The sequence below is a fragment of the Natronomonas gomsonensis genome, from assembly GCF_024300825.1.
Lineage (GTDB): Archaea > Halobacteriota > Halobacteria > Halobacteriales > Haloarculaceae > Natronomonas > Natronomonas gomsonensis.
Genome location: NZ_CP101323.1, coordinates 1807034 through 1830252 on the forward strand (window position 1 = coordinate 1807034; position 23219 = coordinate 1830252).

General features: G+C 65.9%; 22 protein-coding genes. 15 read left to right on the forward strand and 7 right to left on the reverse strand.

What is annotated here, in order from left to right; translation table 11 throughout:
* The first annotated feature begins 31 nt into the window (after positions 1-31).
* From NMP98_RS09805 to NMP98_RS09840, 8 genes are all read left to right on the forward strand, one after another.
* Positions 32-1201 (forward strand): poly-gamma-glutamate biosynthesis protein PgsC/CapC, encoded by a 1170-nt coding sequence (locus tag NMP98_RS09805; protein ID WP_254857386.1) that lies wholly within the window; start codon positions 32-34, stop codon positions 1199-1201.
* Positions 1198-2346: a Mur ligase family protein gene (locus NMP98_RS09810; protein WP_254857387.1), complete on the forward strand. Its 1149-nt coding sequence runs from the start codon at positions 1198-1200 to the stop codon at positions 2344-2346. Before NMP98_RS09805 ends, NMP98_RS09810 begins: the two co-directional genes overlap by 4 nt.
* A gap of 39 nt (positions 2347-2385) precedes the next feature.
* Complete coding sequence (locus tag NMP98_RS09815) at positions 2386-3603, forward strand: MFS transporter (RefSeq protein WP_254857388.1); 1218 nt, start codon at positions 2386-2388, stop codon at positions 3601-3603.
* A gap of 58 nt (positions 3604-3661) precedes the next feature.
* Positions 3662-4075: a PaaI family thioesterase gene (locus tag NMP98_RS09820; RefSeq protein ID WP_254857389.1), complete on the forward strand. Its 414-nt coding sequence runs from the start codon at positions 3662-3664 to the stop codon at positions 4073-4075.
* A gap of 98 nt (positions 4076-4173) precedes the next feature.
* Positions 4174-4773 (forward strand): helix-turn-helix domain-containing protein, encoded by a 600-nt coding sequence (locus NMP98_RS09825; RefSeq protein ID WP_254857390.1) that lies wholly within the window; start codon positions 4174-4176, stop codon positions 4771-4773.
* A complete protein-coding gene (locus NMP98_RS09830) occupies positions 4773-6551 on the forward strand; it encodes a GMC family oxidoreductase N-terminal domain-containing protein (RefSeq protein WP_254857391.1) in 1779 nt (592 codons plus the stop codon). The genes NMP98_RS09825 and NMP98_RS09830 overlap by 1 nt, the downstream gene beginning before the upstream one ends.
* 159 nt (positions 6552-6710) lie before the next feature.
* The gene (locus NMP98_RS09835; RefSeq protein WP_254857392.1) at positions 6711-8453 is read left to right on the forward strand and encodes a DUF7504 family protein; all 1743 of its coding nucleotides are present in this window, start codon (positions 6711-6713) and stop codon (positions 8451-8453) included.
* A gap of 53 nt (positions 8454-8506) precedes the next feature.
* A complete protein-coding gene (locus NMP98_RS09840; protein WP_254857393.1) occupies positions 8507-8914 on the forward strand; it encodes a Rieske (2Fe-2S) protein in 408 nt (135 codons plus the stop codon).
* On the opposite strand, the gene cmk is transcribed toward NMP98_RS09840, so the two are convergent.
* From cmk to NMP98_RS09865, 5 genes are all read right to left on the reverse strand, one after another.
* Positions 8911-9525 (reverse strand): (d)CMP kinase, encoded by a 615-nt coding sequence (gene cmk, locus NMP98_RS09845; RefSeq protein WP_367997227.1) that lies wholly within the window; start codon positions 9523-9525, stop codon positions 8911-8913. The genes NMP98_RS09840 and cmk overlap by 4 nt on opposite strands.
* A gap of 92 nt (positions 9526-9617) precedes the next feature.
* Positions 9618-10406 (reverse strand): ABC transporter permease, encoded by a 789-nt coding sequence (locus NMP98_RS09850; RefSeq protein WP_254857394.1) that lies wholly within the window; start codon positions 10404-10406, stop codon positions 9618-9620.
* Positions 10403-11266: an ABC transporter permease gene (locus tag NMP98_RS09855; protein WP_254857395.1), complete on the reverse strand. Its 864-nt coding sequence runs from the start codon at positions 11264-11266 to the stop codon at positions 10403-10405. The genes NMP98_RS09850 and NMP98_RS09855 overlap by 4 nt, the downstream gene beginning before the upstream one ends.
* Complete coding sequence (locus NMP98_RS09860; protein WP_254857396.1) at positions 11263-12306, reverse strand: ABC transporter ATP-binding protein; 1044 nt, start codon at positions 12304-12306, stop codon at positions 11263-11265. Before NMP98_RS09860 ends, NMP98_RS09855 begins: the two co-directional genes overlap by 4 nt.
* 9 nt (positions 12307-12315) lie before the next feature.
* Positions 12316-13449 carry an ABC transporter substrate-binding protein gene (locus NMP98_RS09865; protein WP_254857397.1) on the reverse strand — a complete coding sequence of 378 codons (1134 nt, stop codon included), beginning with the start codon at positions 13447-13449 and terminating at the stop codon, positions 12316-12318.
* Between the two features lie 146 nt (positions 13450-13595).
* Between NMP98_RS09865 and NMP98_RS09870 the strand changes: the two genes are divergently transcribed.
* From NMP98_RS09870 to NMP98_RS09900, 7 genes are all read left to right on the forward strand, one after another.
* Entirely contained in the window at positions 13596-14396 is an 801-nt protein-coding gene (locus NMP98_RS09870) for an enoyl-CoA hydratase/isomerase family protein (RefSeq protein ID WP_254861308.1), read from the forward strand.
* A 2-nt stretch (positions 14397-14398) separates the two neighbouring features.
* Positions 14399-16582 carry an acetate--CoA ligase family protein gene (locus tag NMP98_RS09875; RefSeq protein WP_254857398.1) on the forward strand — a complete coding sequence of 728 codons (2184 nt, stop codon included), beginning with the start codon at positions 14399-14401 and terminating at the stop codon, positions 16580-16582.
* Positions 16575-17372: an enoyl-CoA hydratase/isomerase family protein gene (locus tag NMP98_RS09880; RefSeq protein WP_254857399.1), complete on the forward strand. Its 798-nt coding sequence runs from the start codon at positions 16575-16577 to the stop codon at positions 17370-17372. The genes NMP98_RS09875 and NMP98_RS09880 overlap by 8 nt, the downstream gene beginning before the upstream one ends.
* Positions 17369-18157, forward strand: coding sequence for a carbon-nitrogen hydrolase family protein (locus NMP98_RS09885; protein ID WP_254857400.1), 789 nt, complete (start codon positions 17369-17371; stop codon positions 18155-18157). Before NMP98_RS09880 ends, NMP98_RS09885 begins: the two co-directional genes overlap by 4 nt.
* An 87-nt stretch (positions 18158-18244) precedes the next feature.
* Positions 18245-18742 (forward strand): Lrp/AsnC family transcriptional regulator, encoded by a 498-nt coding sequence (locus tag NMP98_RS09890; RefSeq protein WP_254857401.1) that lies wholly within the window; start codon positions 18245-18247, stop codon positions 18740-18742.
* 81 nt (positions 18743-18823) lie between these two features.
* A complete protein-coding gene (locus NMP98_RS09895) occupies positions 18824-20227 on the forward strand; it encodes a DUF445 domain-containing protein (protein ID WP_254857402.1) in 1404 nt (467 codons plus the stop codon).
* A 41-nt stretch (positions 20228-20268) separates the two neighbouring features.
* The gene (locus NMP98_RS09900; protein ID WP_254857403.1) at positions 20269-20586 is read left to right on the forward strand and encodes a hypothetical protein; all 318 of its coding nucleotides are present in this window, start codon (positions 20269-20271) and stop codon (positions 20584-20586) included.
* Between the two features lie 6 nt (positions 20587-20592).
* Here the strand turns inward: NMP98_RS09900 and NMP98_RS09905 are convergent, their stop codons facing one another.
* Positions 20593-20772 (reverse strand): hypothetical protein, encoded by a 180-nt coding sequence (locus tag NMP98_RS09905; RefSeq protein WP_254857404.1) that lies wholly within the window; start codon positions 20770-20772, stop codon positions 20593-20595.
* 65 nt (positions 20773-20837) lie between these two features.
* On the reverse strand, positions 20838-23219 hold the full coding sequence (ppk1, locus tag NMP98_RS09910; RefSeq protein WP_254857405.1) for a polyphosphate kinase 1: 2382 nt from the start codon (positions 23217-23219) through the stop codon (positions 20838-20840).

The following is a 23219-nucleotide window of genomic DNA, read 5'->3' on the forward strand; positions in this document are numbered from 1 at the left end:
GTTTTCACGGGCCCTTTCGTAAGTCACCTCCATGCTGGTGGCGGCGGGGATGATGGTGTTCGGCGTGGCTCTCGTGGCAGCCATCTCACAAACGACGGGCCTCCGGGTCGGCGGCGTGATGGTCGTCCCGTTGGTAGCGGTGTACACGTTCCGAGAGCTGTGGACGCCGGTCGTCTTTCTTGGGGGTGCGGTCGCTGCCTTCACCGCGCTGTACGCCGTCCGGGAGTTCACGCTGTGGTACGGGCGCGAACCGCTGTTGGTAGCAATCGCGACCGGCGCACTCGCCAGCATCGCCGCCGTCCTCGCAGTGGACCGACTCACGACGACAACACTGGTCTTCCGCGATGCCGAAATCGTCGGGAGCATCTTCCCCGGTATCGCCGCCTACAACCTGATGCGCATCGACGCCGACCGCCGACGCGTCGACCTCCTCGTTGCGGTCGGGACGTACCTCGCGGTCGTCGCCGTCGGTGTCGTCGGATTGGTCGTTTCGGCCGTCGTCGAACCCGGGATACCGCCGGTCGTCTTCGCCGAGGGTGTCCCCGCGGTGGAGTTGCTCGGACTCGACGCGCCACGAGGTCGGTTCCCGCGTGCCGTCCCGCAGGCGGTCGTCGTCTCGCTCGTTCTCGCCGACCTCGTCGTTTACGAGGGCGTCCGCCGACGGTACGACATCTCGCTGGCTGGCGTCGTGTTGGTGCCGCTGTTGGCGGTGTTTTCGGCGCGACTCGGCGTGGCGTTTTTCCTCTATGCGCTGTTCGCGACGGCGACGTTCCTCGTCACGACGGGGGCGTACTGGTCGATGCTGCTGTACGGGCGAAACTTACTGGCGGTCGCTCTCGTGGTCGGGACGGGGCTTGCCATCGGCGCCGCGCTGTCGAACCCCAACATTCCGGGGCTGTTGTTGCTGTTCGTCGGGCTGTTTGCGGGTGTCGGCTCGTACAACCTCCATCGGACCGCACCGCCGGTCCGCAGTGCCAGCATCTCGCTCAGTGCGGGACTGTTCGTTCTCATGTACGGTGCGCTGTTGGTCGTCATCTCGCCCGAAGCCAGCGGCCTCGCGTCGCCGTTGCGGTGGTACCACGTCGCCATCGGTGCGGCAGCGCTCGCCGTCGCTGCTCGGGACCTGTATCGACTCGAACGGGAGCGCGCCGACGGGGACGCAATCGAGGCGGCGTCGGTGTTCTCGGAGGTGTCGGGATGACCCTCCGAGGGGCCTTCGGTCGCGCCCGGGACGCCCTCACCCGCGGCCGAAAGCACTTCCAGCGCGTCCACGAAGCCGACCGCCGGGTCGTCGTCTCCGGTGTTCGCGGGAAATCGACGCTGGTGCGGTGGCTCCACGATGCACTCACGGCACAGGGCATCGACACCTTCGCCAAAGTGACCGGCGACCACCCCTACGTGTTGGTCAACGGCGAGCGCCACGCCGCCGACCGCGACGGCATCACCCGACTGTACGAGAACGAACGACTGTACGCCGAACACGGCCCGACAGAGGCCGTCATCGCCGAGAATCAGGGCATTCGCGAATACACAACCCGACTCGCAAGCGAGCGGTGGGACCCGGAGGTCGTCGTATTGCTCAACGTCCGACGCGACCACCTCGGGACGCTCGGCGAGGACCTTGAGGACATCGCACGAGCGTTCGCACGAACGGTCCCCGACGGACGACACGTCGTCTGTGGCGACCGAAACGAGGCCATCGTCGAGTATCTTCGGGACCGCCTCGAACCCCGCGGCGTCGAGTTCACCCACGTCGACCCGCCGGCGGAGTACGACGTATTGGGCGCCCGGACCGCCTTCGCTATCGACCCTATTCTCCGAGAACTCGGCTGTGAGCCGATGGGTCGGGACCACGCCGTCGAGTTGCTGTCGTCGTTGCGGTCGTCGTGGACGTGGCGACGACTAGAGGGTGGCGGCCTCGCGTGTAACGCCGCCAGCCTCAACGACATCGAGAGCACCGAACACCTCCGCCGACATCTCGTCGAGGCGCTGGACGATTCCACCATCGAACCGGTCTGTTATCTCCGCCGGGACCGAGCGGGCCGGACGGCTTCCTACATCCGCTACGCCGAGTGGCTCTACGACCACGACCTCATCGATCGGGTCCACGTCGTCGGTCCTCACCGTAGCCTGTTCCGCCGTCGCGCCGACCTGCCGGTCATCGTTCACGACGAGACCGAACGGACGGCAATCGAGGTACTCGACACCGCCCTCGGTGGGGGCCACCCGGTCGTCTTCATGGCCAACACCGTCGCACCGCTGATGCGGGAGGTGGAATCCGAACTCGAAGCACGGACCGTCGGACGGCATAGTGCCGGCGAGTGGGAACTCACGAACGAGGCGTGATTCGGTGGGTTCTACCGCGTCGGTCCTGTACCCCCGACGATGACACGGCCACCGACTCGCGTCGAGAACGCCGCGCTGTTGGTACTCGGTGGCCTCGGCTACGGGGCGCTGCTGTTCGTCTGGTTTTCGCTGCCCGCCTACCTCCAACCCGTCATCGAGGACCTCGGATTGACCGGGACCCAGGCGGGCGTGCTGGCGGGGGCGGTGCCGCTGACCTACATCCCGCTGGGGCTCGCGAGCGGTCTGCTCGTCGACCGACTCGGCGCGCGAGTGGGCGTCGGTTTGGGTATCGCACTCGCCGGCGTCGGGCAGTTGAGCCGGTCGTTTGCTCCCGAATTCCCGTCGATGCTGGCGCTGACGCTGTTGCTCGGCGTCGGCGCGACGGGGCTCACCTTCGGGTTGCCCAAACTCGCCTCGGAGTTGTACCCCGCCGACCGCGTGGGGCGGGCGGCGTCGGTGTATCTCGTCGGCTCCTACGTCGGCAGCGCGACCGTCTTCGCGTTCGGCCGCCCCGTCATCGGCCCGGCGCTGGGCGGGTGGCGGCCGCTGTTTCTGTACAGCGGCGTCGGGACGCTCGTCGTCGCCGTCCTCTGGGCCGCCGCCGTGTGGTACGTCCCGGCCGGACGCCACGAGACCGATGAGGACGACGCCCTCACGCTTGCCTCGCTGGCCGATGACGTTCGGGCCGTCCTCGGCCACCGCGACCTCCGACTGCTCGTCCTGTTGGGGACGATGTACCTGTTCGTCCTCCACGGAATACAGGGGTGGCTGGTGACGATACTCGAAACGCGGGGGGTCTCGGCGGACCTCGCGGGAACCATCGCCAGCACTCTCGTCGTCGGACAGGTCGTCGGCGTGTTGGCGATTCCCGCTCTCGCAGAGCGCTTCGGTCGCAGGCGGGCGACGTTGGTCGCCTGCGCTGCCGTCGCCTGTCTCGGGGTTGTGGGGTTGCTGGCCGAACCCGCGGCCGTCCTGTTGCTCGTCGTGCCGGTCGTCGCCATCGGACTCGGGATGGGTGGGCTCTCGCCGCTCATCCGTGCGGTGCCGGTCGAGTTGGAGGGCATCGGCCCGAAACTGACCGGCACCGCGGTCGGCGTCGTCTTCGCGGTCGGGGAAATCGGTGGCTTTCTCGGCCCGGTCGTCATCGGCGCGCTGCGGGACGCGACGGGAACGTTCACGCCGGGGATAGCCGCGGCCGCGGTCGGCACGCTCGTCGCCGCCGCCGGGGGCGCGGCGATGTCGAGTCTCGACGACTGACACGCCACGCTCCGAAGCCACGCGACAGTTTCTAGTTAGCCCTCATCGAATCGGGGGTATGACCGACACCAACGAGTGGTTCCTCGAAAACCACGACCACCTCCGGGACCTCGGCATCGAAATCGACGACCAGCGGGAGGGGTTTCTCCGCCTCACGCTGCCCCACGAGGCATCGCTCACCAATCCGGGTTCGGAAGCCATTCAGGGCGGCGTCGTCGCGACGCTCATCGACCACGCCGGCGGCGCGGCCATCCGGACGACACTTGAGGAGCCAATGTCGACACCGCACGCGACGACGGAGTTGAACGTCAGTTACGTCCGACCGGCCGCCGCCGATTTGACCGCCGAGGCGACCGTCGTTCGTTCCGGTCGGAGCATGGGCGTCGTCGAGGTCGAGGTGACGATGGCCACCGACGAGGGCGAAAAGACCGTCGCGGTCGGTCGCGTCTCGCTGCATCTGGACCGAGAGTGAGTCGGGGGTCGTTGTTCCGCACATTGACGGCGGAACGTTGAGGTGAGGCCGACCGCACGTGAGGGTATGGCAGCCACACGAGAGGGGGTGGGCCGTTCGTGAGCCACACCCGCGGAACGTTCGCCGCGCTCGTCGACGCACTCGTCCCGGAGACGCCCGAACTCGCCGACCGAGGCGAGGAACACGTTCCCGGCGGCCTCGCAGTCGGACTGGAAGAGGCGATTATCGACCGCGTGAACAACTTTCAGGAGGTCGACGGCGGCGTCCTCGGCGCCGCCGGCTACGACGCGACGCCGATGGCACCCGCCGTCGCCGTCCTGCTCGACACTGCGGCCGCGGAACTGCTCGTCCGCCGTCGCAGTGAGGACGGTTTCAACTCGCCGGCCGAGGCGTTCGCCGGCGGGCCGTTCTCGCGACTCTCCCGTGAGGACCGCCTGCGTGCGCTTCGCTTGCTCGAAGACGAGGGTGTCTTCCCACGGTTGGCCGACCGGTTCGACTCCGCCGCCCTCGGCACCATCCAGTTCCTCGCCAGTTCCCTGCCGATTCTCGTCGAGTTCGTCTACTACTCCGAGGCGACGGCCGACGACGGCGAGGAGCGCTCGCTCGGCTGGCAGCAGGCCGACTACCCCGGGCCGGCGGACGGGTATCCGGTCGGAATGGGCTACGAAATAGAGGACTTCGAGGAGAACGATTACTGATGTACGAACGCGACACCGATGTCGTCGTCGTCGGTGCGGGCGGTGACGGCCCGGCGCTGGCGTGGCGACTCGGCCAACTCGGCATCGACGTGACGATACTTGAGGCCGGCCCCTTCTACGGCAACGAGAAGTGGGAGGCGCCCAACGACGCCCCGGGCGGCGAACACTCCGGGAACCCCTCGGACCTCTCGGGCAAACTGTACGACGAGCAGTTCACCTCGAAGGAGGCCGACATGAACGACCCCGTCACCGGGAAACTGCGGTGGGGGCCGGCCGACTCCGACCGGCCGCCGTGGCAACGGACGGTTCCCCAGCAGGCGCTCATCTCCCAACTGTCGGGCGTCGGCGGAACGACCCAACACTACTACGCAAACCACCCACGGGCGTTCGTCACGAGCGTCGACGACCAACCGCACTGGCCAATCGACTACGAGGAACTGGTACCGTACTACCAACTGCTGGAGGAGACCCATCCCGTCGAACCGGCGCCGACGACGCCGAAAGCCGAGGTGTTCTTCGAGGGCGCGCGTCGGTCGGGCTACGACCTCAACGACGGATACAACGTCACCGAAGCGGGGTATCGTCCCTTCCCCAACGCCATCCCGCAACCGGACGAGCGACTGATGCGCGACGGCGGGGGCGATGTGGAGGAAGACAACGTCCCGGGCGGCGAGAACGGCCAGTACCGCTACCCAGACTACGAGGGCGACACGCTGGCGATGCACGAACATCAGGGTGGCCCCCATCCCCGAGGCGCGCCGATGCGGGAGCGGGCGCGTCGCTCCTCGAACGTCTCGCTGGTGCCGCGGGCGCTCGACACCGGTAACGTCGAGATACGACCGAACGCGTTCGCGACGGGCATTCTCACCGAGGGCGGTGCGGCCGAGGAGGCCACCGGCGTCGAGTTCCGCGACACGTGGGCGGGGACGACCGAGCGCATCCACGCCGACGTGGTCGTCCTCGCGGCGGGCTGTATCGAGACGCCGCGGCTGTGGCTCAACTCCGGGTTACCGGATAACGGCTGGGTCGGCCGGGGGCTGACCACCCACCACTTCGATTTCGTCGCGGGCACCTTCGACCCAGATACCCTCGAAGCGCTCATCGGCCAGCGTGCGGTCGAACCCCATCAGGGGCAGGCCGCCGGTTCGCGGGTCGACGTTCCCGGCAAAGGCGGCATCGCCGTCAACACGTTCGCGCCCGGCATCACCGCGATGGCGATGTACGCCGCCGCACAGGGCGAGTGGGCCTTCGACCGCGACACCGCGGGCGAGCCGTGGGACACCGCCGGTCGACTCGCCGGCCGGCAACTCAAAGAACAGATGGCCGACTACCGCCGGACGCTGACGCTCATCTGTCACACCGACGACCGGCCCCGACAGGAAAACGGCGTCTCCATCGACGAGACGACCGAGGACGAACACGGTCCCGTCCCGCTCGTCGAGTGGGAGGCCCACCCCGAAGACGACGCCCGACGCGACGACCTCGCCCGACGGGCCGCGGAAATCCTCGACGAAGCCGGCGCCGAGCACGTCCACCGAACCGACGCCGCGCCGATTCTGTTGCACATGCAGTCCTCGATGGCGATGGGGAAGGTGCTCGATACGGGCTGTGAGGCGAAGGACGTGAGTCGGCTGTTCGTCGCCGACCACTCGGCGCTTTCCAACGGCGTCGGCGGCGCCAATCCCACCCACTCGGGGCAGGCGCTGGCGCTGCGGACCGCCGAAGCAGTCGCCGAACGCTACTTCGGCGGCGTCGACGACCCCATCGGGTCCGTCTGAGGCGGTTTCAGGGTACTTCGAGGTGGCAACACTGCGGATACCGCCGGGCGGCCGTATCGAGACTCGATACGAACGAAACCGACTATAGGTCGCCGTATCAACACGAAACAATCGCAGTGTCGTGAGAACGACTCACGAGGAACTGGTGAGTAATTCGAGATGTCACGAACGGGTCCGACGAACGTCCTCTTCGAAACCGGCGAGCACGGCGACTGCGACGAAGCCGCGTGTATGGACCTCCTCGGTGTCGACGACCCCACCAACGTCGACGTGCTGTTCGTCACCGTCACGAAATCGGGGCGGGAGCGCATCGAGACGCTGAAACGCCACGCCGACGCCCCGCCGTCCAACGTCGGCATCGTCACCGTCGACGTGGGCGGCTCCGACGGCAGCGCACGGCTCGGTGGCGAGTCCGGCCCCATGGTTCGTCGCATCTCCGACCCCAGCGACCTCACCGGCGTCGGCATCGCCATCTCGGAGTTCCTCTCGGCGTGGCACGGCAACGGCAACCGAACCGTGGTGTGTTTCGAGTCGGTGACGGCGCTGTTGCAGTACGTCGAGGCCAACCGCGTGTTCCAGTTCCTCAACGAAATCACCTCGAAGTTCGAGCAGTCGGGCGCCCGGGCGCACTTCCACATCACGCCGGCGGCCCACGAGGGGCAGGTGCTGAGCGTTCTCACCTCACTTTTCGACGACCGCGTCACCGCTAGGGACCTCGGACACGTCCCCGAAGAGGAATCCACCGGCGGGACGACGGCGGCCACGACGGGTGCTGCCGTCGACGACGCCTCGACCGAGGCGGCCGACGACGAACCCGAATCGACCCCGGAGGATTCCGGGGCGCCGGAGACGGACCCCGACGACGCCGACGAGAAGACGGGGTTCGTTTTCGCCGGCGCCGATGCCGAAAGCGACGCCGACGCCCCCGAAGACGGGGCTGAGACGGCTCCAACGACCGACCCGGAGACGCCGGCCACCGAGACAAGCGAGTCGGCCGGCTCCGAGTCCGGTAACGACCCTTCCGATTCCGAAGTTGCTGACGGCCCCGTCGACTCGGAGGGGGCCGATGACCTCGCCGATTCCGATGCGGTGTCGACCGACGAGACGGTCACAGACAGCGAGGCCTCCGCCTCGGACACCACGCCCCCGGACTCCGACGAGAGCGACGCCTCCCCGTTCGATTTCCCTGCCGAGACGACGGGCGGCGATTCGGACGCGGGGAACGACGACACCGAGGTCCAGGGAGCGGACGCCGAAGACGAGGCCAACGGGACAGACACCGAAGACACGACGGCTGATGACACCGGTGGAGAGGCACCGACGACTGCGAACTTCGGCCGGCAGAAGCGGCGTTCGAAGCGGGACCCGATAGAACGACCGCAAGTACAGCGGCCGACGGAACCCCCCGAGGACGACTCGGAGTACAAGTCGGCGGTGTTCTCCCGGACGACGGCGACGGTCATCGGCGTCGTCGTGATGGTCGCGCTGGTGAGCTTTCTTACTGCGGCCGTCCCGATGCCTGCGGGTACGCCGATAAGCGACGCCGAACCCGAGGGAACGCCGACCCCGGTACCGGCAACCGGAACAGGAGCGAACGGGACCCAAGCGCAGGCGACGCCGAGTCCGACGACGACTGTGACGCCGGAGCCCACCGCAACACCGACGGCGACGGCCACGCCGGAGCCAACGGCGACCCCAACCCCGACCAGCTCCGGCGGTTCGACCGGCGACTCCACCGACGGAACCGACGGCGGTGACACGACCGCGACGCCGGAGCCAACGGCGACCGCAACGCCGGACTCTACGCCGGAACCGACGGCGACTCCGACGCCGGATGGCTCCCTCACTGGCGCCATCGACGACACGACCGACTCACTCGTCGGCGACGACGGCCTGTTGTAATCTCGGGGGCCGTCGGCGGTGGAATTTTTAGACTGCTATCGGTACGGCGAGGCATGGCGACGCTGCTCACCGCCGTCGATGACATCCCCGAACACGGCTCGTATCTCTTCACCGTCGAGGAGGCCGACGGCGGCCTCGAGGAGGTGATTCTCGTCCGACTTTCTGATGGCGTCTCGGCGTGGAAGAACTTCTGTCAGCACGAAACCGACCAACGTCTCGACCGCGGGCGCGGTGCGGCGATGCGGGAGGGGCAGATAATCTGTCCGAAACACGGGTCGATGTTCGACGCGGAGACGGGCTACTGCGAAAACGGGAAGGCCGCGGGGTCGACGCTCGTCGAAGTCGACGTGTCCGTCCGTCACGGGCAGGTGTATCTCACCGACGACGAGGTGTCGTTCAGCCACGAGGGCGGCATCGACGACGGCGGCGCGCCGAGTTCGACCTCACACCTGAGCTTTTAGATGTCGAGGTCCGCGGTCGGGAAGGCGCCCTCGTCGATCTCGGAGTCGTACGATTCGATGGCCGTGAGCGCGAGGTCGAGGGTGTTTTCGGGCGTCCAGCGTGCCGTGTTGATACAGAGGTCGTAGATGGAGCGGTCCGAGAGGTCGATGCCGTAGTAGGATTCGTAGCGCTTCACGTCGATGACGTCGCGGACGCGCATCTCGGCGCCGATCTCTTCGCGGTCGGCGGTGCGGTCGACACGGATTTCCTCGGGTGCGTCGAGCCAAAACCGGAGGTCCGCGCGGTTGCCGGCGAGCCAGCCCGCCAGCCGCGATTCGAGGACGAAGGCCTTGTTCGCCGCGCCCCACTTCTCGGCGATGGTACGCAGACGGCGGTCGACGGCGCGGTCGATGTCTTCGTTCTCGCTGGCTTTCGCGATGAACTGCGAGAGGCTCATGTCGCGTTCGTCGGCGAGTTCGCGGAACACTTCGCCGCCGGAGATGAACCCACAGTCCATCGCCTCGGCGAGTCCCTCACACAGGGTCGTCACGCCGCTTCCCGGCGGCCCCGACACGGTGATGAACAGGTTGCTGTCGATTTGCTGGTCCGGGCTGATGTCGTGTCCCGACATGTGGCGGGGATTCCGTCGGCGACGGGATAAACGCGAGGGTCACCGATTGGGAGCGAAGGACGCGGAACCGACTGAAAAAACGGGCGCCTTGCTCAGGCGGAACTGAGCCGTCGACTGCTCAGCGCCACCACGAGCATGACGACGATGAGGACGACCGACAGCGCGTTAATCGTCGGCGTCAGGCCGGTTCGCAACATCGTGTAGATGACGACCGGAACGGTGCTCGTCCCCGGTGAAATCAGGAACTGGGTCGCGGTGAACTCGCCGAAGGAGACGACGAAGGCGATGAACGAGCCAGCGATAATCGCCGGTGAGATGATGGGCCCCGTCACGTGGCGGAACGTCGCCATCGGGCCCGCACCGAGGACGCGCGAGGCGCGTTCGAGGTCCTTGTCGTACGTGACCAACTCGGAGCGGACCAGCAGGAAGACGTACGGCAGCGACAACACCGTGTGTCCGAGGATGAGCGCCGGGTATCCCGAGGGGAGGCTCAAACTCCCGAAGTACCGGACGAGCGCGATACCCGTGATGACCGGCGAGATAATCATCGGCAACAGCATAATCGTCGATATCTGCTCTTTGTAGGGGAACTCACCGCGGACGAAGCCGAAGGCGGCAATCGTCCCGATAATGGCCGAGAGAATCGACGAACTCGTGGCGACGACGAGGCTCACCTTCAGCGCGTTGAGGAGGCTCTCGTCGGCCAGGAGTTCGCCGTACCACCGCAGCGACAGCCCCTCCTGTGGGATGCCCGGGAACGACTGGGGCGTAAAGGAGGTGATAACGACGATGATGACCGGCACCAACAGGAACGCGAACACCGCGACGACGGCCGCGAGGAGTCCGACCGGTCGGGGACTCGGGAGCGAACGCTCGCTCATATGTTTCCGAGCACCTCCCGGAGGTCGAACACCGTGTTGAACACGAGCAGCGTGCCGACGAGCAGTATCGAGTAGATGACCGCCAGCGCCGAGGCGAACCGAATATTGAAGTTATTCAGGAACGCGCCGGCGATTTCGTTGGCAATCATCGTCTGATTGGGGCCGCCGAGGACGGCGGGGCCGAGGAACGACCCGGCCGCGAGGATGAACACGATGAGTCCCGCAGCGACGAGCCCGGGGAGGCTCAACGGGAACACGACGGAGACGAGGGTTCGCCACTGGCTGGCGCCGAGCACCCGTGAGGCGCTGATGAGTTCCCCATCGATGGCGTTCAGGGAGTTGTAAATCGGCAGGACTGCGAACGGAAGATACACGTTCGACAGCCCGATGATGACCGCCGGCGTCGTGAACAGCAGCGACGGCTCGATGCCCGTCAGGTCGGCGAAGGGGCCTGCCGGCGAGAGGAACAGCAGGATACCGAAGTACCGGACGATGTAGGCGATCCACAGCGGAACGATGACGAGCGTCATCGTCAGGCGGACGCGATTGGTCCCGAAGGCCATGAAGTAACTAATCAGGTACGCCAACGCGAGCGTCACGGCCGTGGTGACGATGCCGTAGAGGAACGAGCGAACGAAGGCGTCGACGTAGATGCCCCTCGTGGCCCGTCGGTACGCCTGCAACGGTTCGCCGGTACCGAACGCGAGGCTCTCCGGGACGAGCAGCAGTATCGGGAGGATGAAAAACACCCCGACGAACCCGAGTCCGAACAGGGCGAGGTGGCTGTTCGTGATTCGCCCCTCGAGCAACTCGCCGATAGAGCCGGCGACACCGTCTACGGTCGGTCGGGAGGTGCTCATAGCGCAATCACCCGCTCGGGGTCGAATCGGAGGTGGACGTCGTCACCGACGTCGATGTCCGGGAACCGGTTCGTGTGGGCGAGCGCTTCGTTCCCGTCGGTCAACTCGACTGTCACCTCCGCGCGGTTGCCGAGGTTGGCGACGTTGACGACGCGACCCGTTATCTCGTTTTCCGTGCCTTCGGCCGTCCGACTTACTTCGATGTCCTCCGGGCGGACGTACAGCGTGGCGTCGTCGCCGTCCTCGACGCCGGTTCCCTCGACCGTGATGGCCTTGTTGTGGTTGTTGACGACCGCGCGGTCGCCCTCCCGAGAGACGGGGCCGCTGAATCGGGTTGATTTCCCGACGAACTCGGCGACGAAGGGGCTGGCGGGCGACTCGTAGATGCGCTCGGGGGAGTCTATCTGCTCGGAGTGGCCGTCGTTCAACACGATGACGGTGTCGGACATCGACAGCGCGTCCTCTTGGTCGTGGGTGACGTACAGCGTCGTCACGCCGACCTCCTTTTGAATGCGGTTGAGCCAGCCGCGCATCTCCTCGCGGAGGACCCTGTCGAGGCCGGTCAGCGGTTCGTCCAACAGGAGGATGTCGGGTTCGTACGCCAGCGCCCGCGCCAGCGAGACGCGCTGCTGTTGGCCGCCGGAGAGTTCCCCCGGCTTGTGCTCACCGTGGTCGGGCATGTCGACGAGTTCCAGGGACTCCTCGACGCGCTCTTCGACGGCTGTCGAGTCGTGACCGTGCATCTTGAGCCCGAAGGCGATGTTCTCCCGGACCGTCATGTGCGGAAACAGCGCGGTGGACTGAAACGCCATCCCGATGTTGCGTTTCTCCGGCGGGAGGTCGGTCACGTCCTCGCCGCGGAGCAGAATCTGCCCGTCGGTCGGTTCGACGAGGCCGGCGATGGCGTGGAGCGTCGTCGATTTCCCACACCCCGAGGGGCCGAGTAGCGTGACGAACTCCCCTTCGTCGATGTCGAACGAGAGGTTCTCTACCGCACACAGGTCACCGTAATACTTCGTGAAATCGCGAACTTCGAGCATGCTGCAGTATTACCCCTGCTTGATTTCGTTCAATCGGTCGGTCCAGGCGTCTTCCTTCGGGAGGACAACGTCCCAATCGCGGAACGCGAGGTCCTCGGCCGGAGCGTAGTCCGGCAGTTGGGTCATCTTCTCGGGTGGGTTCTTCACCTGCACCGTGTAGTTCATCATGTCCGACAGCGTCAGCAGGTGCTCCCGCTGGTAGGTGTGGTTCAGCAGTTCGTGGGCCAACTCGCGGCTCTCGGTGCCCTTGACGATGGCGAGGTTGTCGGTCCACCCCATCGCACCCTCCTCGGGGATGACGTACTCGATGTGGTCGTACCCCTCCTCCTGCAGTGCGAGCACGCGGCCGCCCCACGCCTCACAAATCCAGGCGTTCTCCTGTCGCAGGTACCGGATGGACGTGGCGCCGTCGCCCCAGTAGTTGAAGACGTTCTGGTCCTGTTCCTCGGCCTCGGTGAACATCTGGTCGGTCTTCGCCTCGTCGCCGGGCACCTCGTTGACGTTGAGGTCGGCGGCGGCGGCGCAGTTCGACAGTCGGTCGATGGTTCGGTCGATGAGCGACACCTTCCCCTCGTAGGCAGGGTCTTTGATGTCCTCCCAGGAGGAGAGTTCGCCGTCGACCTTCTCGGTGTTGTAGGCGTAGCCGGTCGCGCCGTTCTCCCGGATGAGGCCCATGGTGTCGTCGCCGTCGACGTTGAACGACAGCGAGCGGGCCGACTCCTTGATGTTCTTCTCGTAGTTCGGCACCATCGAGAGGTCGATGGGTTCGATGACATCCTCCTGTTGGGCGCGCGCCATCCCCGTGTCGTTGAGCGCGACGATGTCGAACGAACCGGGGTTCTGCTTGATGAGCGAAATCATCTCCGTGGTCCCGCCGGCTTCGGTGCCGGAGACTTCCGTCCCGGTCTCTTCGGCCCACGGTTCGAAGACGGTCATCTGTGCCTCCTGGGTGTTCCCACCGAAGCCGAGGAAGCGGAGTTCGCCGCCTCCGCCGCCTCCGCCGTTTCCGCCACCGTTGCCGTTTCCATTTCCGTTGCCGTTTCCGCCACCGTTACCGCCGAGACAGCCCGCCAGTCCGGCGAGTGTTCCTGCCCCAACGGTTGTCAATACGTCACGCCGTCTGTAGTTCGAGCCCTTCGACATGGCTATGAGTCTGTTACACACACTCCTATAATAAACTATCCCAAGATATTGCCCTCCATTCGGAGATTTTCCGAACTCAAGAGACTATTTTGAAAATCAGCCAAAGTTTATGTGGGTGAGTCACGAGGAGTAAGCCAGTGGCAGACATGACGACGACAGATTCCAAGGCGGACTCCCCGACCGTCTACGAGGTCGATGGCGACATCGCCCGCATCCGACTCAACCGACCCGACCGACTCAACGCCGTGACCGGCGAACTCTACGAAGGGGTCCAGTCGGGGCTCGAACGCGCCGAGGACGACGACGCGCGCGTCGTCGTCCTCGAAGGCGAAGGTCGAGCGTTCTGCGTCGGCGCCGACATGCAGAATCACGATGAACAACAGCGGTCGGCGAAGGAACGGCGCGACTACGCTTGGACGGCCCAAGACGCGTGTAAGGCCGTCCAGACACATCCGGCACCGGTCATCTCGAAGGTCCACGGCTACGCCATCGGTGGCGGCGCCGAACTCGCGATGAGTGCGGACTTCATCCTCATGGGCGCCGACGCGGAGTTGCGCTTCCCCGAGGTGAGCATCGGGACCTACATCGGCGGCGGTCTCACCTACACCCTCGCCCAGCGCGTCGGCGCCGCCCGCGCGAAGGAACTCGTCCTGTCGGCGGCGACGCTGACCGGCACCGAAGCCGCCGAGGAGGGCGTCGTCACGAGAGCGGTCGAGGAATCCGAACTCGACGACGCCGTCGACGAGTTGGCGGCCGACCTCGCCGGCAACGCACCGATACCGATGGAGTTCGCGAAATCGCAGTTCGGCCGCGTCGGCTCGGCGACCCGAGACGACATGCTGACTGCCGAGGCGGAGGCGCTGTTGGCCTGCATGGGAACGGAGGACTGGCAGGAGGGCGTCGACGCCTTCGCCGACGACCGAGAACCGACGTTCGTGGGTGAGTGACCGTGTCGGACACAACCGACATCGACCGCATCATGGACCCCGATGCGGTCGCCATCGTTGGCGCCTCGACCGACGAGACCAAACGCGGCTATCAGGCCATCGAGACGCTCCAGGAAGGCGGCTACGAGGGCGACATCTATCCGGTCAACCCCGGTGCTGAGGAGATTCGCGGCCTCGAAGTGTATCCAACGGTCTCCGCGATTCCCAGCCGGGTCGACCTCGCACTCATCGTCACGCCTGCCCACGTCGTCCCGGACGTACTCGAAGACTGCGGCGGGACTGACCTCGCTGGCGCCGTCGTCATCGCGGTCGGCTTCGGGGAAGCCGGCACCGACGGCGAGGCCCTGGAACGCGAAATCGTCTCGCTGGCCGAACGACACGGCATCAGACTCATCGGGCCGAACACCTCCGGGATGATTAACGTCCACGCAGGGCTGAACCTCGTCGGCGCCGACGGCGTTCCCGAAGGGGGCCTCGGCTTGCTCTGTCAGAGTGGCAACATGGCGATTTCGCTGTTTACGGAGGCTGCGACGCGGGAAGGCGTCGGCTACAGCCACTACGTCGGCGTCGGCAACGAGGCGGACCTCAAGTTCCACGAGTACCTCCCGTATCTGAACGACGACCCCGAAACCGACGCCATCGTGCTGTACGTCGAGGGGATGAGCGAGGGGCGAGCGTTCCTGCAGGCCGCACGCGAGGTCACGCCGGAGACGCCAATCATCGCGCTCAAGAGCGGCCGGTCGGCCGTCGGCAAGCAGTCGGCATCCTCGCACACCGGCGCGCTGGCGGGCGACAGCACGGTGGCCCACGCCGTCCTCGAACAGGCCGGCGTCGTCAGCGTCGAACGCTCCGACGAACTGCTCGCCGTCGCGAACTCGCTGTCGTCGCTGCCGGCCGCAGACGGCCCGAACGTCGGCATCCTCGCCGACGGCGGCGGCCACGCGACGCTCGCCGCCGACGCCCTCGCCGAACGCGGCCTCTCGGTCCCGGAAGTGACCGACGAGACCCAACAGCGCCTCGATGAGGTGTTGCCGGACGCCGCGAGCGTCGTCAATCCCGTCGACGTGGCCGGCGGCACCGACGACGACCAGCGCGTCTTCTACGATTGTGCGGAGGCTATCGTATCCGACCCGAACGTCGACGCGCTGTTGCTCGCCGGCCTCTTCGGCGGCTACGGCATCCGCTTTGCCGAGCAGTACACCGACGTAGAATGTGGGGTCGCCGAGGAGTTGGTGACGCTGGCCGAGCGCCACGACACCCCCATCGTCGTCCAGAGCGCCTACGCGGAGTTCGACACCGAACCCCACGAGATACTCCGGGAATCGGGCATTCCGGTCGTCGAGTCGATAGACGTCGCCGCCAGCAGCCTCGAATCGCTGGCCGCCTACGGCGAGCACCTCGCCACCGCCGACGAGAAGAGCGACTTCCGATTCGACGGCGCGGACAACGATGCCGCCGAAATCCGCCACGCAATCGAGGCGGGGCGCCGACAGCTCTCTGAGTACACCGCAAAGCGGGCGCTCCGCGAGCGGGGCTTGCCCGTCGTTCCGTTCGAGTTGGCCGAATCACCCAGCGAGGCGCTCGATGCGGCGACCGACGCCGACGGCCCGGTCGCGATGAAGGTGGTGTCGCCGGACATCGTCCACAAATCCGACGCCGGCGGCGTGGCGTTGGGCGTCGACGACGACGACGTCGAGGCGACCTACGAGGAACTCCTCGCGGCCGCCGAATCGTACGCTCCCGACGCCGATATCGAAGGCGTCCTCGTCTCGCCGATGCGGGAGGGCAGCGTCGAACTCATCGTCGGCGTCGTCGACGACGAACAGTTCGGTCGCGTGATGATGGTCGGTCTCGGCGGCGTCTTCGTGGAAGTCCTCGAAGACGTGGCGTTCCGTGCGCTCCCGCTTTCGGAGGCCGACGCCCGCGACATGCTCGACGACATCGAGGCCCAAGAACTGCTGGACGGCGCCCGCGGGAACCCGCCAGTCGACCGCGATGCCGTCGTCGACTTCCTGTTGGAGGTGTCGGCGTTCGTCGAGGCCAACCCCGCGGTCGAGGAACTGGATTTGAACCCGGTGTTCGCCGACGACGACGGCGTCGAAATCGTCGACGCTGCGGTGACGCTCCGCACTCCAGGGACCGACACTGAAACGGCCCCGGCCCCTGTAGGTGAGAGCGATGATTGAAGTCGACGCCCCCATCGAAACCGAGTGGCTCACCGAGTACGTCGCCTGCGTGAGATACGACCGCCCCGACGCGATGAACGCCTACAACGAGGCGCTGCTCCGCGGCGCCGTCGAGGCTTTCGAGACGCTGGACGACCGCGAGGACGTCCGGGCCATTGTCCTCACCGGTGCCGGCGACGCCTTCTGTGCGGGCGTCGACCTCACGGACATGCCGTTGACGCCCGAGATGGACTTCGCGGAGTACGAGGCCGGCCTCGGCCTGTTCCAGAACGTCGTTCGGACGCTTCGCGGCATCTCGACGCCGGTCATCGCGGCCGTCAACGGCTACGCCTTGGGCGCCGGTTGTGACACCGCCCTCGCCTGTGACTTCCGCATCACGAGCGACGAGGGCGTCATCGGTGAGACGTTCATCGACGTCGGGTTCGTCCCCGGCGACGGTGGCGCGTTCCTCCTGCCCCGGCTCATCGGCGAGGCCCGCGCCAAGGAACTCATCTTCACCGGCCGGAAGCTTTCCGGCGAGGAAATCGTCGAGTGGGACCTCGCCAGAGAGCAAGTCGCCGCCGACGAACTGCTTGACGCCGCTGTGGCCTTCGGCAGCGAACTCGCCGACCGACCGCCCGTCGCACTCGCGGAGAGCAAACGGCTGGTCAACGAGAGTTTCGACACCGAACTCGACGACGCCCTCGCGGATGCGACCCGCGCCCAGCGCATCTGCTCGCAAACCCGCGACCACGAGGAGGCCGTCGCGGCCTTCCAGGAGGACCGCGAACCGGAGTTCGAGGGGCGATGAACCCCTTCAACTGTACCGTCGTCCAGTTCGACGCGCCCCCCGAAGAGCCGAAATCGGAGACGCTTTCGAGAATGGTGGCGGCAATCGAGGCCACCGACGCCGATTTAGTGGTGTTTCCCGAACTCGCGACGACGGGGTATCACGTCTTCGACCGACTCGATGACCTCGCGGAACCGGTCGGCGGAGAGACGACGGAAACGCTCGGCGCGGCCGCCGACGCCGCCGACAGCGAGGTGCTGTTCGGGATGCCGCTGGCCGACGGTGATGCGGTGTACAACGCCGCCGTCTGGCTCGACGCCGACGGCGACGTTCGGGGCCGCTACGACAAACGCCACCTCTGGGGTGCCGAACGGGACGCCTTCGATGCGGGCGAGCGCTATCTCGTCGTCGAGGCGCCGTTCGGCCGCGTCGGCGTCCAGATATGTTACGACCTCGCCTTCCCCGAAGCCAGCGCCGCGCTGGCCCGCGCGGAGTGTGACCTCTTGGTGAACCTCTCGGCGTGGACGGTGCAGATGGAGCGGGACTGGCAGACGCTGCTGCCGGCCCGTGCCGTCGAACAGGGTGCCTACGTCATCGGGTGTAATCGAGCGGGGACGGAAGCCGGCGACAGTTTCTGTGGGAGCAGCATGGTCGTCGAACCCGATGGAACGACAATCGCGGAGTTGGGCAACGACGCCGGCCGACTGACGGCGACGCTGGAACCGGACATCGTCGCCGCGGAACGACGACGCAATCCCATGCGAGTCGACCGCCACGACGACCGCATCGACGCCGAAACGAGCTAACAACGCCATGGAACGAACCCCACACGCCTCGGAACCCGACCGAGGCCAAGACAAGTTATTAACGAACGCACATCGATGAGCGAAACGATGCCAGAGGTCACGCTCGACGAGACCGACTTCGAGATACTCCGACGTCTCGACGAGGACGGCGAGGTTAGCGTTGACGAACTGAGCGACGAACTGGACGTGAGCGCGTCGACGATTTACTACCGCCTCGAAGGGTATCGCGAACAGGGAATCGTCGAGGGACAGATTTCGAAACTCGACCCACAGAAACTCGGCCTCGGACTGACAGCGATTACCGAAATCGACGCCAACTACGACGGTCCCGGCTACGAGGAAATCGCGGAGCGGCTCTCGGCGCTCTCCGGTGTCCAGCGGGTGTTCTTCATGCTCGGCGAGATGTCGTTTTACGTCATCTCACGGGTTCGCGACCACGAACACCTTCAGACGCTGATGGAGTCGATTATCCAGACTGAGGGCGTCGAGAACTCGAACACCAACGTCGTGCTTCGGACGTTCAAAGACGAGGACCGACTGCTCGTCAACTACGACGACGAGGATTTAGAGACGATTTTCGAGTGAGGGCGTCGGCTCCGAACGGGGTAGCGGCCACGCCCACCGAACGTCTCCGCCGGGTGTGCAACGGCAGGGCCGACACACAGTATGCGGTGGGGTCAAGAGGCCGGCCCCCGACGTGACGCCTACCCGATGTTTCCGTCTCTCGGCGTCGCGCTCGGCCCGTTCTTTCTCGCCGAGTCGCTACTCCAGTTCGGCGTCGACATCCGCGGACTGCTCGCCGCCGTGAACCTCCGGTTGCTCCTCATTCCGCCGATTACGGGCGTCATCGGTTACATCACGAACTGGGTCGCTATCAGGATGCTGTTCAAACCGGTCGAGTTCCGGGGCATCGACGTGCCCGGACTGGAGGTGGTAACGACGGCGCTTCCCCAGCGCGTCAGACAGATTCCCGGCATGATGCAGGGGCGAATCGGCTGGCAGGGCATCATCCCCTCACGCGCACGCAAGATGGGGAGCATCTCCGTCGACACCGGCATCAGCAAAATCGCGAGCCAGCGGGAGTTCTACGAGGAGTTCGACGCCGAACGCATCGCTGAACACATGCTCGCGGAGGGGAGCGAGGACATCCACCGGATGGTCGAGGAGATAATCCGCGAGAAACAGCCGCAACTGTGGCGGGATTCCCCCGAGGCGACCCGTCGACTGGTTCACGCACGCGTCTCCCAACAACTCCCGGAGGTCACCTATCGCATTACCGAGCGAATCGGCGAGAACATCGACGAACTGCTCGATATCAAGCTGATGGTGATGAACCATCTCGGCGAGAACCCCGAACTCGTCAACCGCATTTTCCTCGAAACCGGGGAACGGGAGTTCGATTTCCTCGTCAAGTCGGGGTTCATTTTCGGGACGCTGCTCGGCTGTTTCTCGATTCCGCTGTTCGTCTTCATCGACCGCTGGTGGGTGTTGCCCGTCGCTGGCGTGTTCGTCGGCTACTTCACCAACTGGCTCGCGCTGAAGATGATTTTCCAGCCGATGAAGCCCCACGAGGTCGGCCCGTTCACGATTCAGGGGCTGTTCATCCGCCGGCAGAACGAGGCCTCCGAGACGTATGCATCCATCGTCGCCGAGGAAGTCATCAATCTCGAAAACGTCGCCCGGAACCTCCTCAACGGCCCGAACGCCGACCGGACACGCAAAATGATAGCCGAGGAACTCCGGGAGGCGGTCGACTCGTCGATGGGACTGGCCGCACCGCTGTTGCGGTTTACGACCGGCCCCAGACAGTACGACGCCATCCGCGAGGGCATCGCCGACCGCGGCGTCGAGTACGCCATCGAACCGATGTCCGACCCCGAGTTCAACGCCGAACGGAGCGAGGCCATCCAGCGGTTGATGGCCGGTCGGATGAAAGACCTCCCGCCGGAGGAGTTCGCCCGCATGCTCCGGGCGGCGTTCAAAGAAGACGAATGGCTCCTCATCGGCGTCGGCGCGGCGCTCGGCTTCGTCGCCGGCTGGGTTCAACTACTCGTCGTCACCGCAGTGTGAGACGGTCGACATTTTTTGGCTGGCGCTGGACAGGCGCTGTCATGGACGAGACGCTCCGCTCCCGACGGGCCCGATATCTCGCGTGGCTCTCGATACTTGTCGGTCTCGTGTTGATTCCGGTTCCGTTCTTGACCGGCACGAGTACGCTCGGGGCCTGTGAGTTCGGTGGCTTCTACGGCGCGGTGTACGACGCGGTCGGCATCTATCCGCCCGGCTACACCGTCGATGTCGTCTGGAGCGACCTGCAGGTGGTGTGGTCGGATGGCTGTAACGGCCACGTCTCCTCGCTCGTTCCGTCGTTGTTCGGCGGTACGTTGTCGCTCGTCGGTGTCGGCGCACTCGCGTGGCTCCGACGGTGACCGCTTTCAGCACCGGTCGGTCGGTGACCCGTCCCGGACGTGCCCCAGTCGCTCGCCAACCGACCCCGGGACTGGACTCCGACAGTACCGACAGTACCACGACCGGCCGGTCGGCGTCGACTCCCGAATCAAATCGTCGACGGCACCGAGCGTCGCACCGCAATCACAGGAGTAGGTGGTTGCCATGCGGGTCGTTGACACGCAGGGGACGTAACTGTAACGCCGGGAGGGCGCGACCGCGGCGCGGTCGGCTACAGTTCGGGGTCGGTGTACACTTCGTCGAGGTCGATGTTCGGCTCCCGCTGGGGCTTCGAGTCGGGCACCGTCGACTCCTCGGGGGTGGCTTCGCGGGTCCGACACATCAACACCTCGTGGGTACTCCGGGCGGCTTCGGCGTCGGCCGGTCGCTGTTGGACGTAACTGCCGTCGGGGCGCATCGTCCAGCGCTTGCGGTTGTCGTCAAGCATTATCTGGAGTATCTCGTCGAGTTGGTCCCGTAAGGTGGGGTCCTCGACGGGGGTGACGGCCTCGACTCGGCGGTCGAGGTTTCGGGTCATCCAGTCGGCGGACCCGATGAAGTAGTCGGCGTCGTCGCCGGTGCCGAACCGGAAGATGCGGGAGTGTTCGAGGAACCGCCCCACGACGCTGTGGACACGAACGGTGTCGGTGACGCCCTCGATGCCGGGTCGGAGCCGACAGATACCGCGGACGATGAGGTCGATTTCGACGCCCGCCTCGGCAGCGTCGTACAGTTTCCGGACCACGTCGGGGTCCTCCAGTGAGTTCATCTTCGCGACGATGCGGCCCTCTCCGCCGCGCTCGGCACGTTCGCGCTCGCGGTCGATGAGTTCGTGTAGCCGCTCTCGGAGCGTCTCGGGGGCGACGAGCAGTTTCCGATAGGTCTGCTGTCGGGAGTGGCCGGTAAAGGAGTTGAACAGTCGGACGATGTCCTGTCCGACGTCCGGGTCGGCGGTGAACAGCCCCAAATCGACGTACCCCTTGGCGGTGCCGGAGTGGTAGTTACCGCTTGCGACGTGGGAGTAAATGCGCACGTCGTCGTCTTCCTCGCGGACGGCGAGGGCGACCTTGCTGTGGGTTTTGAGGCCGATAGAGCCGTAGGCGACGTGGATGCCCTCCTCTTCGAGGCGCTTGACCCACCGGAGGTTGTTCTCCTCGTCGAAGCGGGCCTTCAACTCGACCATCACGGCCACCTGCTTGCCGTTCTTCGCGGCGTCGATGAGGCTCCGAATCACCTTCGAGTCGGGGGCTGTCCGGTAGATGGCGGCCTTGATAGCGAGGGTGTCGGGGTCGTGGGCGGCGGTGTCGAGAAACGACTGGACGGTGTCGGCGAAACTGTGATACGGGTGGTGGACGAGGGCGTCACCTTCGCGTATCATGTCGAAGACGGCCTCGGGTCGGTCGGGGTTCAGCCCCGCGAACCGAGGGTGCGGTTGCGGCGTCCACGAATCGAGTTTCAACGCCGGGTACTCGAGGTCGACGAGCGCCTCGAAGTCCGTCAGCGCCAGCGGCTCCGGCCGCGAGAACACCTCCTCGGTTCCGACATCGAGGTGTTCAACCAGTAGCTCTCGAACCGGGTCGGGCGTGTTCTCAGCGATTTCGAGACGGACGACCGTCGCAAAGCGACGCTGGCGGAGCACGTCCTCGATGCGCTCGATGAGGCCCTCCGCGACGTCCTCGTTGCGTCTGACCTCGGCGTTGCGCGTGACACGGAACGTCGAGGAGTGACACACGTCGACGTTCGGAAAGAGCAAATCGAGGTTCCCCTCGATGACGCCCTCCAGCGGGACGAACCGGTCGTCGCCGTCGGCCTCGGTGACGGATGCTCCGGGGTCGGACACCGAGACGAGTCGCGGTCGGTTGGCCGGCACCTTGATTCGTGAAAACCGTTCCTCGCCGTGAGAATCGCGGGTGAGCACCGCGACGGACAACGAGAGGTTCGAGATGAAGGGGAACGGATGGGCCGGGTCGAACGTCAGCGGGGTCAGCGTCGGCAGCACCGAGGACTCGAAATACGACCGCAGGCGTCGGCGTTCGGCGTCGGTGAGGTCGCCGTAGGTGAGGAGTTCGATGCCGCTGTCGGCGAGTAGCGGCCGTACCGCCTCGTGGAAGCACCGCGATTGGGTCTCGAAGAGGTCTGCGGTGACATCGAGCGCCGCAGTCCACTGTTCGCGCGGCGTCAACCCGTCGACGGTCGGTTCGGTCACGTCGGCGGCGAGTTGCTGTTTCAGCCCGCCGATTCGCTTCATGAAGAATTCATCGAGGTTCCGGGTGAGGATGCTCAGAAACCGGAGGCGCTCCAGCGGTGGGTTGCGCTCGTCGAGGGCCTCATACAGGACGCGCCACTGGAAGTTCAACTCCGACAGTTCGCGGTTGAGGTACCACGCCGGGTCAGTCCGTGGTCGCTCCGAGTTGGGTACCTCGGGTCCGGTCGGCAGGGTCTGAGCCGGCGCGTCGATAGCCCACGTTTCCGGCGACAACTCCACGGGGGTCGTCGTCGGCTCATCTCCAGTGTCGTCGTCGGTGGCATCCTCCGAGGCGGTCTCGTCATCCGGCGTTTCCGCTCCTGATGGTGTGGCGTTCTCGCGCTCTTCGGAAGACTGCTCGCCAGCCAT